Source organism: Alteromonas sp. 009811495, assembly GCF_028865455.1.
Lineage (GTDB): Bacteria > Pseudomonadota > Gammaproteobacteria > Enterobacterales > Alteromonadaceae > Alteromonas.
The window spans coordinates 4,394,460-4,410,792 of sequence record NZ_CP113972.1 but is presented as its reverse complement, the minus strand read 5'-3'; the positions used below and the strand labels follow the sequence as shown (position 1 = coordinate 4,410,792).

Annotated in this window: 13 protein-coding genes; 8 read left to right on the top strand and 5 right to left on the bottom strand. The window is 43.7% G+C overall.

All coding sequences use genetic code 11. The features are described 5' to 3' along the window. Positions 1–98 precede the first annotated feature (98 nt). The gene (locus OZ660_RS19745; protein ID WP_274742127.1) at positions 99–1,082 is read left to right on the top strand and encodes a hypothetical protein; all 984 of its coding nucleotides are present in this window, start codon (positions 99–101) and stop codon (positions 1,080–1,082) included. Positions 1,083–1,164: 82 nt separating this feature from the next. Beyond that, entirely contained in the window at positions 1,165–1,761 is a 597-nt protein-coding gene (locus tag OZ660_RS19740) for a glutathione S-transferase family protein (protein WP_274742126.1), read from the top strand. A gap of 36 nt (positions 1,762–1,797) precedes the next feature. On the opposite strand, the gene OZ660_RS19735 is transcribed toward OZ660_RS19740, so the two are convergent. Next, a complete protein-coding gene (locus OZ660_RS19735) occupies positions 1,798–2,385 on the bottom strand; it encodes a tRNA-uridine aminocarboxypropyltransferase (protein ID WP_274742125.1) in 588 nt (195 codons plus the stop codon). A 23-nt stretch (positions 2,386–2,408) separates the two neighbouring features. Here OZ660_RS19735 and OZ660_RS19730 point away from each other — a divergent pair, with 23 nt between their 5' ends. The 3 genes from OZ660_RS19730 (at position 2,409) to OZ660_RS19720 (ending at position 5,063) form a co-directional block, all read left to right on the top strand. Further along, entirely contained in the window at positions 2,409–2,765 is a 357-nt protein-coding gene (locus OZ660_RS19730; protein WP_232369640.1) for an MGMT family protein, read from the top strand. Between the two features lie 63 nt (positions 2,766–2,828). After that, positions 2,829–4,022 carry an HD-GYP domain-containing protein gene (locus OZ660_RS19725; protein WP_274742124.1) on the top strand — a complete coding sequence of 398 codons (1,194 nt, stop codon included), beginning with the start codon at positions 2,829–2,831 and terminating at the stop codon, positions 4,020–4,022. Between the two features lie 399 nt (positions 4,023–4,421). Continuing rightward, a complete protein-coding gene (locus tag OZ660_RS19720) occupies positions 4,422–5,063 on the top strand; it encodes an OmpA family protein (protein ID WP_159625390.1) in 642 nt (213 codons plus the stop codon). A gap of 44 nt (positions 5,064–5,107) precedes the next feature. Here the strand turns inward: OZ660_RS19720 and OZ660_RS19715 are convergent, their stop codons facing one another. The 4 genes from OZ660_RS19715 to OZ660_RS19700 form a co-directional block, all read right to left on the bottom strand. After that, positions 5,108–5,578, bottom strand: coding sequence for a nuclear transport factor 2 family protein (locus OZ660_RS19715; RefSeq protein ID WP_274742123.1), 471 nt, complete (start codon positions 5,576–5,578; stop codon positions 5,108–5,110). Between the two features lie 89 nt (positions 5,579–5,667). After that, positions 5,668–6,666, bottom strand: a complete 999-nt coding sequence (locus tag OZ660_RS19710; protein WP_274742122.1) for a LacI family DNA-binding transcriptional regulator — start codon at positions 6,664–6,666, stop codon at positions 5,668–5,670. Between the two features lie 48 nt (positions 6,667–6,714). Next, positions 6,715–8,289: an MFS transporter gene (locus tag OZ660_RS19705; protein ID WP_274742121.1), complete on the bottom strand. Its 1,575-nt coding sequence runs from the start codon at positions 8,287–8,289 to the stop codon at positions 6,715–6,717. Positions 8,290–8,309: 20 nt separating this feature from the next. Continuing rightward, positions 8,310–9,650 carry a GH1 family beta-glucosidase gene (locus tag OZ660_RS19700; RefSeq protein WP_274742120.1) on the bottom strand — a complete coding sequence of 447 codons (1,341 nt, stop codon included), beginning with the start codon at positions 9,648–9,650 and terminating at the stop codon, positions 8,310–8,312. 501 nt (positions 9,651–10,151) lie between these two features. On the opposite strand from OZ660_RS19700, the gene OZ660_RS19695 reads away from it, so the two are divergent. The 3 genes from OZ660_RS19695 (at position 10,152) to OZ660_RS19685 (ending at position 16,296) form a co-directional block, all read left to right on the top strand. Next, positions 10,152–13,076 carry a TonB-dependent receptor gene (locus OZ660_RS19695; RefSeq protein WP_274743478.1) on the top strand — a complete coding sequence of 975 codons (2,925 nt, stop codon included), beginning with the start codon at positions 10,152–10,154 and terminating at the stop codon, positions 13,074–13,076. Between the two features lie 111 nt (positions 13,077–13,187). Beyond that, a complete protein-coding gene (locus OZ660_RS19690; RefSeq protein ID WP_274742119.1) occupies positions 13,188–14,765 on the top strand; it encodes a tryptophan halogenase family protein in 1,578 nt (525 codons plus the stop codon). Further along, complete coding sequence (locus tag OZ660_RS19685) at positions 14,749–16,296, top strand: tryptophan halogenase family protein (RefSeq protein WP_274742118.1); 1,548 nt, start codon at positions 14,749–14,751, stop codon at positions 16,294–16,296. Before OZ660_RS19690 ends, OZ660_RS19685 begins: the two co-directional genes overlap by 17 nt. Positions 16,297–16,333: the final 37 nt, after the last annotated feature.

Sequence of the window (16,333 nt, the reverse complement as noted above, 5' to 3'; positions counted from 1 at the left end):
TGCTATATGGCATGCTAATGACTTATGGTTAGTGGGTTTTTAGCACAGATTTGGCTGTAGGGTTCAGATACAAGCAGCAAACTACGTAAAGATTAATAATGAAGTTTAGTTCTTATTCAAATACAGATAGAGGGTCATCCGCTGGACTCTTTCCCCTGCTTACTTCGTTAGTACTCTTGATGATTCATTTTTTGACCGGCGCACTTGACTGGCCCGCCGCTGGTGATATCAGAGCGCAACGCGACTTCAACTCAGCTATCGGGATGTCTGCACTTACCGGTTACTTTTGGTTTGCATTACGACTGATGCAGCAAAACGTTGCAAGTACGCTAGTATCGCTGTTGGTGAGAGCAAATAGGCTGAGTCACTTTACGTCACATCGCGACAAACTCACCTCTCATTTTAAACACCAAATTTTCAACGCAATGATTTTATCCATTATGATCACAGTGGTGTACTGTGTGTTTGAAGGGTTAATCTCTGTAAAGCAAGAGTTGCACGTACTCATGCTAACCGCAACAGCTGTGCCCTTTTGGTTTATCGCGTTGTTGTTTTTATTCCAAATGTCGTCCAACATCAATTATCTGAAAAACAAAGTTATGCCTTCTATTGAGGCGAATAGCGATAGGCTTAATTCACTGTCAGCCATCCTCAGTTTAGGGACTACAAATAGCATTTTTGCCGTTGGTGCCCTCGCTATTTTTCCCATTTTCTGGCTCAAAAAAGATATTCCTATCATTGATGTGTTAGTTGTATCGTCGTTTACCGCTACAGTCCTAATATTCCTTTTTTTACCCGTTATTAAACTTCGACGTTCTTTAGAAAGTGAACAAAATAAACTGCTTAATGAACTAGAAAATGACATTGCAGAAGGTATAAGACAGTGTGCACTTGATAACGGAAGTGGTTTTGGAAAAAATATCGAGCAAATGGAAAGTGAGAAAGAGACACTATCGAGTTATCGATTCAGAGCATTTTCTCCTCGAGACAAAGCCAGAATAGCGGCGTGTATTACGTTGATCCCCGTTTCCTGGCTGGTGTTATTGTTGACTGAGTGGTTAATTCATCTCACCTACTATTAAACTCGTACCCTTTATACTGCTTTAAATTTGACCAAACCTTCTCTACTATAAAATTCAAAATTTAATTAATGAGACTTTTTACGTGAGAATTTATGGAGATAAGCGGTCAGGCAACTGCTACAAACTCGAATTATTGCTATCCCTGTTAGGTAAAAGCTGTGAATGGGTTGACGTAGATATTCTCAAAGGTGAAACACGCACTTCCGCGTTCTTAGAAAAGTCACCCAACGGAAAGATCCCTATTCTTGAGCTTGATGACGGCCGTGTGTTATCAGAGTCCAATGCAATCATGCATTATTTAGCCTCCAATACGCCGCTGTTGCCTTCTACGCCCTATACCTATGCCCAAGTACTACAATGGCAGTTCTTTGAGCAGTACAGCCATGAGCCTTATATCGCGGTAGCACGGTACATTAATTTATATCTTGGCCTGCCCGATGATAAACGCGCCGAGTTTGAGTCAAAGCAAGCAGGCGGCTATCGAGCGTTGGAAGTCATGGAAAAGCAACTTAAACAAACGCCTTTCCTCATTGGTGATACGTTAAGTCTTGCTGACATTTCGCTATTTGCTTATACCCATGTAGCGCATGAAGGGGGCTTCGACTTATCAGCATACCCTGCTATTCGAAATTGGATTGGCTTGGTAAAAGAGCAACAAGGCTTTGTTGCAATGCAATAGCGTTACTCTATAGGCCTGTATGTGACGCCAATAGCACTATTTCTGGGGTTCCCTTAAATGTGCTTTAGGTGCTTGCCATTTACTCTGCATTGCTTGCTGGAGTGCATGGAGCGCAGAAAGGTCTTTTTGTTCCAACACCGACAAGCTATAGGCCGTTGCTTCAAGTGTAGAAAGCGCATGAGCTAACGATGTGTGCCTAATAACATAGTCTGAGTACGGAGCATTGGAAAAGTGAACTGCACGTAATGCTTGTAACCAAGGATTCTGCTTTACTATGCCAAATGCTTGTTTCCAACTACCATCAATCAATACGATGGTACTTATTTCTTTTCTATCACCTTTTGATAGTGCCTCAATAGATTGACTGGTTCCACTGGGATAAACCAACAGCGTAGAAGCGGCATCGCATGATGTGGCTAATGCATGCATGGCTTGACTATCGTTAGCATGAATAATGCGAGTGGATGGTATACTCAAGGCTACCAACTTTGCGGTGTTTTTGGCATGCGTCGCTTCTTTTGGGTGCTGAATAATAATCACCTGTAAAGCGGTTTGAATAATGCGAATATGCTCACAAAGGCAAGTTTTTTTGGGATAGTGACAATGGGGGCAGAATTCGCGCATGTCCTATTCTTAATGTCGTTCACATGAAGGTAATGATACCTATGGTCAATCCAGACGTATACCAACGCGTTGAAAAAACATTACGGGTTGTTCCACGTGGTGTAGTGGTAAGTTACGGACAGCTTGCTGACTTAAGTGGCTTACCCGGCAGGGCAAGGCTTATAGGAAAGTGCTTACAAGAATTAAAAGGTGAGCACAATTGGCATCGCGTAGTACGTGCTGACGGTAAAATAGCATTTCCTTCTGGTTCAGATAAAGCCCACGAGCAGCGAGAGCGATTGTTAATCGAAGGCGTCATTGTTAAAAACAATCGTATAAGCATGCAGAAATTCGGATGGCGACCTGATTTACACACTATACTTACAGAACTAACGTATTAACGCGACGAAAAGTGCCGCTTGGCGTACCTTTCTTATTGATATAACAACTAAGTAAACCGCAGTATGTTACAGAAAATCACAATAGATCAGCTAAAGCCAGGTATGTATGTTCATCAAATTGTAGAACAGAAAGGCAAGCTATCGATAACGAATCAGGGGCGGGTAACGTCTGACGCGATTATCAGTACATTAAAAAAGCGCGGTGTAAAAACCTTAGTTATCGATACTGATAAAGCATTTAATGCAAATAGCAATGCAGATAGCAGTATTGGTGCTGTTGCGTCACCTAGCGCGGTAAAACAGGGCGCAAGCAAACCTGTGAGTTTTGATAGCGAGTTGGCACGTGCTGTTAAATTGCATGAACAGGGCAAGGCCATTCAACATGCGCTTCAAACGAATCTTCAAAAAGAAATGCCCTTTGATGGAAGCATTCCAAAGGCGTTCTCTAGCAAACTGGTTGAATCGGTTGAACGCAATCCTGATGCGCTGTTGTGTTTAACGAAAATACGCGAAAAAGACGATTATTTGCTAGAGCACTCATTAAACGTAGCTATTTTATTGGCTAACTTTGCCAAACACTTAGGGATGACAGATAACGAGGTCAATGAACTATCCTATGCGGGATTTCTTCATGATCTTGGCAAAATAATGATTCCTGACGAGATATTGCATAAACCCGGTCGACTAACCGATGAAGAAATGGACATCATGAAAGGGCACGTTCAGCATGGCGTCGACCATTTACTTGAGACCGATATCCAACCACACCTTATTCAAGCTGTTGCTGAGCATCATGAGCGGCTAGATGGTCTTGGCTACCCTCAAGGAAAGAAAGGCGATGAAATAAGCATGGCTGGAAGAATGCTGGCTATTGCTGATATGTACGATGCGTTGACCGCGGATAGAGTTTACAAATCAGGAATGTCTAGCCAAAAAGCTTTTTCTATTTTGATGAGTGAAGCCCCTACTCGTCTTGATATGTATCTCGTACAGCAATTTATTAAGTGTTTAGGTATCTATCCAGTAGGCAGTTTAGTACTGCTTTCAAACGAGCGACTCGCCATGGTCATGCATCAAAACGATTCGCCACTTACCCCTGAGGTAAAGGTATTTTACTCAGTTAAGCAAGGCCACTACTTAACGCCAAAAGATATTGACCTAAGTACCGATAAATCTTTGACTATTGTTAAGGCAATAACCGCGTCAGATTACAATATCGACATCAATGCGTTCTTTGAACGTTCTGTGTCTGTGTAAAGCGCTCAATTGTGCTTTGATGTCGGTAAAAAGATACACGTTGTCTCGTTGACTTTGTAGGTTTTACACTCACAACGCTTTTATTGCTGAGTAGCAATGACGGAGTTGTACGTATTTTTGTTAACCCTGTATTCAGGTTTCTCACAGTAGAGTAAATACAAACAACAGCTATGTCGCCGAGTCCCCAGTTAAAGGCGTACGTGTATCTTCTTTTACAAGGAGATATCTCGACTATTCAATCAGGCAAATGTAGTCGTTGTAATCTCTGGAATGTATTTTGCTGTACTAACCAATAACCGTAATGAAAATTACAAAAAGTTTTGAATTGTGTTTGAAATTAAATACCACATATCTTTAACTTCAACGCATGTGGCTCGTTTTACGAGATAAGAGGACGTTATGAAAAAGACACTAGCTGTAGGATTAATCGCTGCTTCACTAACAGTAGCGGGTTGCGCAAATAACCCGAACAACACACAAAAAGGTGCTGCAATTGGTGCTGTGCTTGGCGCAATACTGGGTAAAGCGACTGGTGACCATGATAAAAGCCGTTATGCATGGGGAGCTGCCGTAGGTGCCATTGCTGGTGGTGCGATCGGTAACTACATGGACAAACAGGAAGAAGAGCTTCGCAATGAGTTGTCTGATACAGGTGTTCAAGTAGTACGTGAAGGCGATAATCTTCGCCTTATCATGCCAGGTGATATTACCTTCGCTACTGACAGTTCTAATATCAGCCCTAATTTTAATCCTGTACTTCAGGATGTGGCTAAAGTAGTCAATAACTATGAGAAGACTGTGCTGTTAATTAAAGGGCATACGGATGACACTGGTGCTGAGCAATATAACCAATCGCTGTCTGAACGTCGTGCAGGGGCTGTGAAAAACCTACTGATCAACTATTCGGTAAATCCAACGCGGATCACCACGGTCGGCATGGGTGAATACTCACCTAAAGTGCCTAACAATAGTGCTGCAAACCGTTCAATGAACCGTCGTGTTGAAATGGAAATTCAACCGCTCACTCAATCAAATACGTAAAAGCATCAATATCAAAAATGTAATGCCACCTGCGGGTGGCATTATTACTTATTCGCTTGTTTAATTAGGTCAGCGACATCATCTGCGATGCTGTTAGGTACAGGTATTGTGAGGTGATACTGACTTATCTTCCACGTATCGCCAACCTTGATAAGCACGCCAGTGCCACGGGTCTCTCCTAAACTTTCATTGTCGAGAAGTTCGTCAAACCACGCCACATTGTTATCTGGTGAAAAGTAAATGTGTCTATCTCTTGGGTGATAAGTCCACCCCGTGCCTTTGTCAAAGTGGGGCTTTGCGTACGCTTTAAACTCATCAACGCTCCATACTTCAGAGGAGTCTGTACCAATAAACACAGCATTGTCACTGTACAAATCAAAATATCCATCGAAATTTGCGGTAGCCGCCATGTGGTGAAGGTTGTCTATTACTGAACCTACTTTGCGAGCATCATCATTGGCAAAGACACTGGCCGTCCAGAGTATGCAGGTAAGATATAAGATAATAGTGCGCATCGTTTTCCTATTAAGAGCTTGTTTGTTACTGGCTAACGTCTACATAGTCGGTCAAACGGTCTACAATAATGTTTCACATGAAACAGTTTTTACTCGTACTTAGTAGTGGATTCTCTTAGCACGAGTGATGGTGAAAATAGCCGATTGATTTCATGCTTTTGGCCATACACTTTGTTTAGTATGAATTTGGCAGAAGTCTCAGCCATTTCAGCAACTGGGTTACTCACTGTGGTCAAACGAGGAAATACGTGATGTGCAAATACCACATCGTCAAACCCTACAATGGACAAGTCGTGAGGTAGACTCATACCAAGATCTCTGGCGCAGCTAATAGCCCCTGACGCCATCCAGTCATTTGCGCACACCAGTGCCGAAAAAGTCATATCACGAGCCAACAGCTCTAACAATCCGATTTTTCCACCGTCTTCCTGGTAATCGCCGTTATAGATAAGCTGAGAGTTTACTGCAATACCCGCTTCGTTAAGCGCCCGTTTATGACCTTCAAGACGCTGCATCGCATCCGCTTTATCTGTCGGGCCTGAAATGTAGGCAATATGCTTATGACCAAGTTCCAGTAAATGGCGGGTGGCCAAATAGCCCCCTTTCTCATTGTCTAAAACAGTGCACGCTTCTTCAATACCCTCAACTTGCCTGTTAACCAACGCAATGGGGAGCTTTTTACTGTTAAGCTCAAGAAGGTATTCATCGGATAGCGCTTCAGCGTGCATGATAAGTGCATCACAGTTTCGGCTTATTAGAAATTCCACAGCATCTTGTTCGGTAGCCAGACAATTTTTTCCTACCGTAATAATGACGTGCTTGTCCGCTGCACGACAAGTTGATTCCACCGCTTGCATCAAGTCGCCAAAAAAGGGCGCATTTAACTCAGGTACAAGTACGCCAATACTGTCTGTCCTATTATTCGCTAATGAGCGGGCAACTGAATTAGGACGATAATTGAGTTCTGCAACCGCCTTATCAACCTTTGCCTTTAAAGCAGGGTTTACCGTCGACTTACCGTTTAATACTCGCGAGACCGTGGATAGTGATACTCCTGCCCTTTCTGCAACTTGATAAATGGTAGCCACGCCGATAAAACCTCAATGTTTTAATTATTTTGATAATGCTTAACTGCATTATGCCGCTATTGGCGTTTGTTCGCTACGTCGAGTGCGTAACGCAACGGTAACTTCCTGCTGTTTCTTGTCATCTAACGGGTAAAACCCTATAAGAAGCGCACCTGCAAAGCCAAAACATGCAGGTATCCAGCTCATTAGTGCTTGCATGCCTGGTAGCGTCTGTTCGATTGTTGAGGCATCTAAGCCATTGTAGCCATAGCTTCCTAAAACCAGCAAAACAAGTGCCCCGGCAAAACCGCCGCCAGTCTTTTGTACAAACGACCCTGCCGAATAAACAAGACCTGTCGCCCTTCTACCTGTACGGTATTCGCTGTAATCTGCTGAATCTCCAAGCATTGAAAAGAAAAGTGTGGGTAAAATCGCAGCAAAGAACTCTGCACTACAGCCCAAAGTAAATATGCCAATAACGCTTCCTTGAGGAACAAAATAGATAGCACAGGTAAGCAAACTACTCACAACGAGTGAGAGAATAAATAAGCGTTTTCGACCGAAAAGGCTGGCAAGCTTTGGTGTAGCCAGCGCACCTAAAATAGACACGACTAGTAAGCCGATAAAGAAGTATCCCGTTAAGAGCTCGCTGTTCATGTAGTACTTAAAATAGTAGGCAATAACACCATACTTAATACCGTTAAACATCATAGTCAGAAACCCCATACCTAAAAGGATGAGCCAGGGTTTATTTGATAACAAATCAATAATGTCTTGTTGTGTTCGGCTACGTCTTGTTGACTTGTTATTGAGTAGTTGCCTAACGACTAATACGCTAACCAGCATGGCTAATATGAAAATACCACCAGTAATTAAATTTCTAAAATAGAAGAATGCGGTAATGGCACCAAGAGGTATGAGTATCAGCGGGAGTTGTTTTGTTAAGTCTTTGAGCTCTCGCGCTAACGTGTTGGTGTGCCTATTTGAGTCGGCAGTGAGAGAAGATTGCGAAGATTGCAATGTTACGCGCTCTTTGGTGGTTACGACGGTAACCGTCATTAGAAGCATAAGCAATAGAGCAAATAGCCACATTGTGTATTGATACCCTAGTGCGTTTTGTCCTTGCCCTAGCCACTCTACCAACATGGGTAAGCAACCCATTACAAGTAATCCACCTAGAAAAGCACCAGCAAACCGATAGCCAGACAAACTCGTGCGCTCACTATCATCGCTTGTCATAACGCCCATTAATGCAGAGTAAGGCACATTGTTTACGGTATAGGCCAAGGTAAGCCCGATATACGTCAGATAGGCGTAGATGAGCTTTCCTTCATAGGAAAAGTCTGGCGTTGTAAAACAGAGCACCATGAAAAGCCCTAAAAATGGGGTTGAACCTAAGATCCACGGCCTGAATTTTCCCATTTTCGTATTGGTTCTATCAGCTATCATGCCCATGATGATATCAGTCACACCATCAGACAGTCTTACCACAAGAAATAACATCGCAGCCGCCGCTGCAGTAATACCAAAAGTATCTGTGTAAAATACAGCTAGGTAGGCGAGCGCACCTCGCCAAACTAAGTTAGCAGCGGCATCGCCTGCGCCATAGCCTAATTTTTCTTTTAGAGTCAGTTTGTATTCCATGTGATGTCTCCACTGCCCATTTATTTGTTTCGGCTTGCAATAAGCTTTTTGTAGGCCAGCGCACTTTGCTTCAAGGTACGCTTTTGCGTGTTAAAGTCGACATGTACTAGGCCGAATCGCTTTTCATAACCTTCTGCCCATTCGAAGTTATCTAAAAGGCTCCATGCAAAGTAACCACTTACTCCAACACCTTCTTTCATGGCTTTGTCGACCATGTTTAGATGATGGTGGTAATAGGAAATTCGGTCGGTGTCATTCACAACACCTTGTTCTATCACATCCTTCATTGCAGCACCATTTTCGGTGATAAAAACAGGCGGCAACACATATCGCTTGTGAAGCGATGTCAACAAATCATGAAGTGCTTGAGGATATATTTCCCAACCAATGTCAGTTAAAGGCCCCCGGTGACTATGCTCAAAAAATAATGTGTCTTTGTCTTTTGGGGCGGAATAATGCAAACGCGTGTAGAAATTAATACCAATAAAGTCGATGGGCTGACAAATAAGCGCCATGTCGCCTTCTTCAATAGGTGGCCTATCTTGTATAGGGAGTGAGTGAAGAACATCAGGGTAAGCACCCTCCATAACTGGCTGCATATACCATTGATTAATGTATTCATCGGCGACACGGGTCGCGTGCTTATCCGCATCGCTGTCGGTATTTGGATAACAAGGTGTAAAATTTAGTACAATACCGGCTTGGCAATTAGGTACATTGCGGCGCAGTACTTTCATTCCTAAACCGTGTGCAAGCAATATGTGGTGTGCTGCTGTGCGTCCATTTGCGCGGCCTACTCTTCCCGGCGCATGTACACCTATTTCATAGCCTAGATATGCACTACAAAATGGTTCATTAAAAGTGGCGTATGAATAAACCCTTGTTCCCAGTATAGTGGTAATCTTATCGACATAGTTTTCAAACGCATACGCTGTTTGTCTGAACAACCACCCGCCCTTATCTTCCAAGTATTGAGGAAGATCCCAATGATATAGTGTGACAAAGGGTTTAATTCCCTTCGCGTTTAACGCATCAATAAGTGTCGAGTAGAACTTCACACCCTTTTCAATTAATTCGCCTTCCTCGTCAATGACTCTGGGCCACGAGATTGACAACCGGTACGCGTCCACGCCCAAGTCGACTAGTATGTCGAGGTCTTCTTCCCAGCGATTTATATGATCGCAGGCAATGGCACCATTTGAATTATCAGCTATTGCTCCGGGGCGCTCACAAAATGTGTCCCAGATACATTCCAAACGATTTTCAATATCGCCCTCTATTTGGAAACTCGAGGTTGCTGATCCGAATATAAAATCTTTACTTAAAAGCGGACTGTTAGCGGGAAGCGTGATGCTGTTCATTTGTTAAACCCTAGTTTCTGTTCTTCTTTTTCCATCTAAGCCAATGAAGGAGAACTGCTCTTCAACGGTAACCTGCCGAATTTATAGCACATGAAACACTTAATGAGAAAGCGCTTTCTCAAATGTTTTTAATTTATTTGTTAATTAATCAATAATATTTGTAGATTTCTTCTACTTTTGTTTTATGAGTCTTACCAACTTAATTTATTGATATAATTGATTTAATTTTGAGTTTGCCCGTTTTAATGCTGACTGCTGTGAACTAAATGTAAAAAATGTGTTGATCTATCGATGGTGTTGGATTACCTTTGAGAAAGCGCTTTCTTTTATCTGGGCATCGTTGTTTCTCTTTGAGAAAGCCCTTTCTCGGAGCGCTAGGGATCAGCAACAAACAAAAGCACACTGAAAGAGAGATTGACTGTGAAACTAATAACACCGCATAAAACCAAAGTCGCAGCGAGTTTGTCCCTTATCCTTGGGACAGGACTAACCGCGCCGCTTATGGCACAAGAAACGTCGGACAACGATAATATTGAAGTTATACAAGTATCGGGAATTCGAGGCAGTGTCCAAGAGTCAATGGGAATTAAGCGTGACTCTGCAGGGGTCGTAGATGCCATATCTGCTGAAGATATTGGTAAATTCCCAGACACCAACTTAGCGGAATCGCTCCAACGTATTACAGGTATTTCAATTAACCGTAATAATGGTGAAGGTAGCCAAGTAACAGCACGTGGCTTTGGTCCAGACTTCAATATGGTCACATTAAATGGCAGGACAATGCCAGGTTCTGCGTTGCCTGGCGGTGGTGGCACACCCAATTCTCGTGCGTTTGAGTTTTCAGATCTTGCGTCAGAGAGCATCAGAGCGGTAGAAGTGTATAAAACTGGCCGAGCAAGCATTGCAACCGGTGGTATTGGTGCGACGGTTAATATTAAAACGGCGCGTCCTTTTAGCGCAGCTGAATCAGGTTTAACAGCTAGTGTAGGTGCCAAAGCACTGCATGATACTACTAATCGTGTAGGCGATGATGTAACGCCTGAAATGTCAGGCTTTATTAACTATTTAAATGACGATCGAACCTTTGGTTTCACTTTCACCGGTTCTTTCCAACAGCGTGATAGTGCTGCACAAGGTGCTTTCGTAAACCAATGGCGCGTTAATGAATTCGATGGCACTGTGCCACAATCACCAGACCCTGCTAATCCAGCAAGTGGCGACCCAGTGGTTCTAAACAACGCTCCGGCATTAGGGCAGCTTTTTGCTATTCCCTCAGACCTTCGTTATTACATGGCTGACAGAGAGCGTGAAAGAACCAACGCACAACTTACTTTCCAGTACGCTCCATCAGAAAAAGTGACTGCTACCCTAGATTATACGTACTCACGCCAAGACTTGTATGAGGCGCGAGCTGAACAGTCTATTTGGATGGATGATCGTTACTTTGCAGAGCTGACTTTTGATGATGAGACAGTAAAAACACCTGTGATGATCTCGCAGGAGCGCCGCGATCTACTTCCGCGCGACTTAGGCTTAGCCCTTCAAGAACTAAATCAAGTGAATGAGAATAAGTCTATCGGTTTGAACGTCGAATACTTTGTTAATGATGATTTAACACTCGTCTTTGATGTGCACAATTCAACGGCAGAGGGTCGTCCTGATGCACCTTACGGTACTTGGACTAATTTGGGGCTAGGTGCCAATGTTGTAAGAGGTCAAGGAGTAGACTTTACGGGTGAATTCCCCATTATGTTCGTTGATTTTGATGATGTAGCACGCGACAACCTAAATGGTAACGGCGTTCTCGATCAAGATGATGTAGGCACCTCTATTCTTGATATGAATTTCTCATCTCAAGACACCGAAATAACGCAAGCGCGAATTGACGGTAGCTATGCAATGGATACGGGCAGCATCAATTTCGGTATTGAATCTCGCTCTATGGAAAGTACGTCATTACAATCGCTTACGCGTCATACTATGGGTAACTGGGGTATTGAAAATCCAGGCGAGTTGCCTGCTGGTTCTTTAACGCCACTTGACCTTGCTAGTGAATTTAGCGATTTCAATACTGACGGTATGTTTTCTCAGGGCTTTACAGGTAGTGTTGCTCAAATTGGCGCATTCGCCGCGCAAGAGTATGGCTTTGACTTTTTAGCCAACAACCCATTTGCAACAAACCGGACCATTGAAGAAGATATTACTGCGGTGTACTTCGAACTCGATTTATCCGGTGAGCTCAATGGCATGGAGTATAACTTACTCACTGGCGTTCGATATGAGAATACCGACGTGACCTCTATTGCCAACATTAGCTTACCAAGCGGCATTGCGTGGGAAGGTAATAATGACTTTAACGTGCGTTTTGGTAGTGATATGGAAGATGTGGCTGTAGAAGCCAGTTACGATCACGTGTTGCCAGCACTCGACTTTGATATTGAAGTGGTGGAAAACGTTATTGCCCGCTTCTCGTATAGCAAAACTATTGCGCGACCGACCTACAATAACTTAAGCGCTGCTGCATCAGTATCGCCACAAAGTGGACCTACGTTACTAAGCGATAGTATTACTGCAACGGCTAGTTCGGGTAACCCGTCACTGATACCACTTGAATCTGATAACGTAGACTTATCACTAGAATACTATTTCGACGAAACGAGCTATGTGTCAGTAGGCTTCTACGATAAGCGGGTTAAAAACTTTATCGGTAACGAACAAGTAGAAGAGAGCGTATTTGGTCTTCGCGATGTCACTGCTGGCCCTAGAGCACAACAAGCTCGCGCTGAGCTAGAGGCGCGTGGGATCCCAGTGAATGATACGTCGCTATTTAACATGGTTGCGGCTATTGAGAACGGCATCGATTACAACTCGCTTACCGATGAACAATTCGAACAACAGTTTGATGTGTTACCGAATAGTGATGATCCACTGATTACCTTTATCAATTCAAAGCCTGTTAATAACAAAGCGGCGAATATCTACGGTTTCGAACTTGCGGCACAGCACTTCTTTGGTGACAGCGGATTCGGTGTACTTGCAAACTACACCACGGTAACGGGGGATATCGGCTTTGATAACGATGCAAACCCATCAATCACTCAGTTTGCTCTTGTTGGGCTAAGCGATACAGCTAACTTAATCTTCATGTACGAAAAAGACGCGCTGCAAGCACGTGTTGCGTATAACTGGCGAGATAAATTCTTGGATACTACCTCTCAGTATATTAACGAGCCGGGTTACACCGAGTCTTATTCACAAATAGACTTTAGTGTGTCTTATGACGTGAATGAAGACCTTACTGTATCGCTTGAAGGTATCAATGTAACTGAAGAGAACATTCGCAGGCATGGAAGAACAAGCGCAATGCTATGGCAAATCGACGAGCTAGGTGCTCGATATGCCCTTGGAGTACGCTACAAGTTTTAAACTGTGGGGTGTGTTACCCGCTAGCATGTATTGGGTTGCGTGTTAGCGGGGCTTTTTACCCTAGGTAAACTTTGATAGTGTAATTTTAGTTTTATTTACGATGTAATTGTTATGGCGCAAGATGATGTAACCCAAGAGGTGAAAAACGTCGTCATCGTTGGTGGTGGAACGGCTGGATGGTTAGCTGCAGGCGTTTTAGCGTCAAAGCTTCATTCTTCAATTAACGTAACGTTAATTGAATCACCTAATATACCAACAATAGGTGTAGGTGAAGGCTCATGGCCATCATTGCGAGACACCCTTATCGATATTGGTATCAGCGAAAGTGATTTTTTAACGACGTGCTCTGCATCGTTCAAACAAGGTTCGTCCTTTGTAAACTGGCGAAACGCTACTGACAAACCGCATATTTACTACCACCCTTTTACCGTTCCAAATGGTTACAACGAACTTGATATTCACGCTTGCTGGCAAACCTTTGCAAAAGATGATGAATATCAAGATGCTTTTTCTTTGCAAGCTGCGCTATGCCACGCCGGACGAGCGCCCAAGCAGTTAAGTACCCCCGAATATGCCCATGTGCTGAATTATGGCTATCATTTTGATGCTTCAGCATTGGCGTTGTTGCTTAAAAAGCACTGTATTGAAAAGCTGAATGTGCACTATCAGCAAGCGCATATCGCACAGGTAAATACTTGCGATAATGGGTTTATTCAATTTGTTACGACAGGTGATGGGAATAGCATTAAGGGCGATCTGTTTATTGACTGTTCTGGCCAGCAAGGAGTGCTTATTGATAAGCACTACAAAGTACCGTGGCAAAGCGTAGAGCACACGCTTATCAACAACAGAGCGGTGGCAGTACAAGTACCTTATGCAGAAAACGATAACGCTATTAGCAGCACCACAATCGCAACAGCGCAATCTAATGGGTGGACATGGGATGTTGGCCTTCAGCACAGGCGCGGCATAGGGCTGGTGTATGCAGATACCTTGACTAGCGAAGAGGCTGCTATAGATACCTTGCTCAATCAGGTAAGTCTGCGCTACCCAGAGAATATTCAAAAAAGCGATGTTAGAACGCTGCGTTTTTCACCCGGATATCGACAGCAATTTTGGGTTAAAAACTGTTTAAGTTTGGGCATGTCGTCCGGATTCGTTGAGCCACTTGAGGCATCTGCCATCGCTATGGTCGAGCTAGGTTTGCGCATGTTATGCGATGCGTTTCCACAAAACCGTAGACATATGGAACTTGTCGCAAAGCGTTACAATTCGCGTTTTACGTACCGCTGGCAGCGCGTTATTGATTTTTTAAAACTGCACTATGTCCTTAGCGATCGCACAGAGCCCTATTGGTTGGCACAGCGCGAGCCGTCTAGTATTCCTGGTTCGCTAGAAGAGTTATTAGAGATTTGGCGTTATCAAAGCCCTTCTCGCTTAGATTTAATTGAAAATGAAGAAATTTTCCCCTCTGCAAGCTATCAATATGTTTTGTATGGCATGGGATTTAATACGGCAATGCCGGCTACTGCAATGACAGCAGAAACTGCACGTAAAGCACAAGCATTACGAAATAAGCTCAAGCAAACTCAACAGGCTTATTTAGCAGGTCTACCCACTAACCGAGCGCTCCTAACCCAGCTTAGTGCGCAGTATTCAAAGGAACACGCACATGCCGCCATTAGATAGTGAAAGTACCACACAAGGGCAAGCGCATTTTGATTCTGTGCCAGACACCTCAGCTATCCAGTCACCTGTAAAACAAGTAGTAATTGCAGGTGGTGGCACCGCGGGATGGATGGCGGCCACTGCCCTGTCGCGGTTATTAGGAAAATCGATATCAGTAACATTGGTTGAATCAAAAGATATTGGCATTGTAGGTGTGGGAGAGGCAACTATTCCCCCTATCCGCACCTTTCACAAGCTTCTCGGTATTGATGAAAAGGCTTTTATGCGTGCGACGCAAGCCACCTTTAAACTGGGTATTGAATTTCAAAACTGGCGCGAAAAATCTCATAGCTATATTCACTCATTCGGCATTACCGGCAGAGAGTGCTGGGCTGGTGAATTTCATCATTTTTGGTTGCGGGCGAAAGACTATGGTTTTGCTGGTGAGTTCGGAGACTACTGCCCTGAATTGTTAGCAGCCAAACAAGGCAAGTTTGCTTCTTCCGATACTGCCCCGCTTAATTTTGCGTATCACTTCGATGCGGTGGCCTATGGACGATTCTTGAAACAACTTGCCATTGATGCGGGCGTGACGCATATCGAAGGTGATATCAATCGAGTACAGCAATGCCCAAAGTCAGGTAATATCACGTCACTGAATCTTGCTGACAATAGTGAAATAAAAGGTGACTTCTTTATTGATTGTACAGGCTTTAAGGGGTTACTTATCGAAGAAACCTTGCACACAGGCTATGACGACTGGCGTCACTTCTTACTCTGCGATAGTGCAGTAGCCATGCAAACGTCGCTTACCCAGCCCCCATTGCCTTATACCAAAAGCATCGCTCATGAAGCGGGTTGGCAGTGGCAGATACCGTTACAAGAGAGAATGGGAAATGGTCTTGTGTATTGCAGTCGCTTTATGAGTGATGAAAAAGCGATAGCAACACTAAAAGCGCAGGTGTCGGGTGACCCTATTAACAGCCCTCGTGTTATTCGATTTACCCCTGGCAAGCGGCGCAAAGGTTGGAATAAAAACTGTGTGGCTTTGGGGTTAGCAAGTGGCTTTATCGAGCCGTTAGAATCTACAAGTATTCACCTAATTATGACGGGGCTTGTGAGATTGATGCGGCTATTCCCATTTGACGGTGTTACGCAAAGTGCAATTGATGAGTACAACGCTAAATTTACCAGCGAAATGGACGCCATCCTCGATTTTATTGTCATGCATTATAAGGTAACGAATCGACACGATAGTCCGTTTTGGCAACAATGTCAGCGAATGGATATTCCCCAGTCGCTTACGCATAAATTACGTTTGTTTGAACAAACTGGCCGCGTGTTTCTTGACGATGGTGACATATTCCGCGTTGATTCTTGGACTCAAGTATTAATGGGGCAAGGCATGCTACCCAAGCAATATCATCGTGTTGCAGATGAAATGAGTGAGGCGGCATTAAAGCAATTTATGACAGGGTTAAAGCAGCAGGTCATGCAGAAGGTCGCGTCTTTACCTTCCCATGCGCAGTTTCTTGAGCATTATTTAAAATAAGGCTACGTCGTCAACGTTACTTGGCTTCTTGTTAACG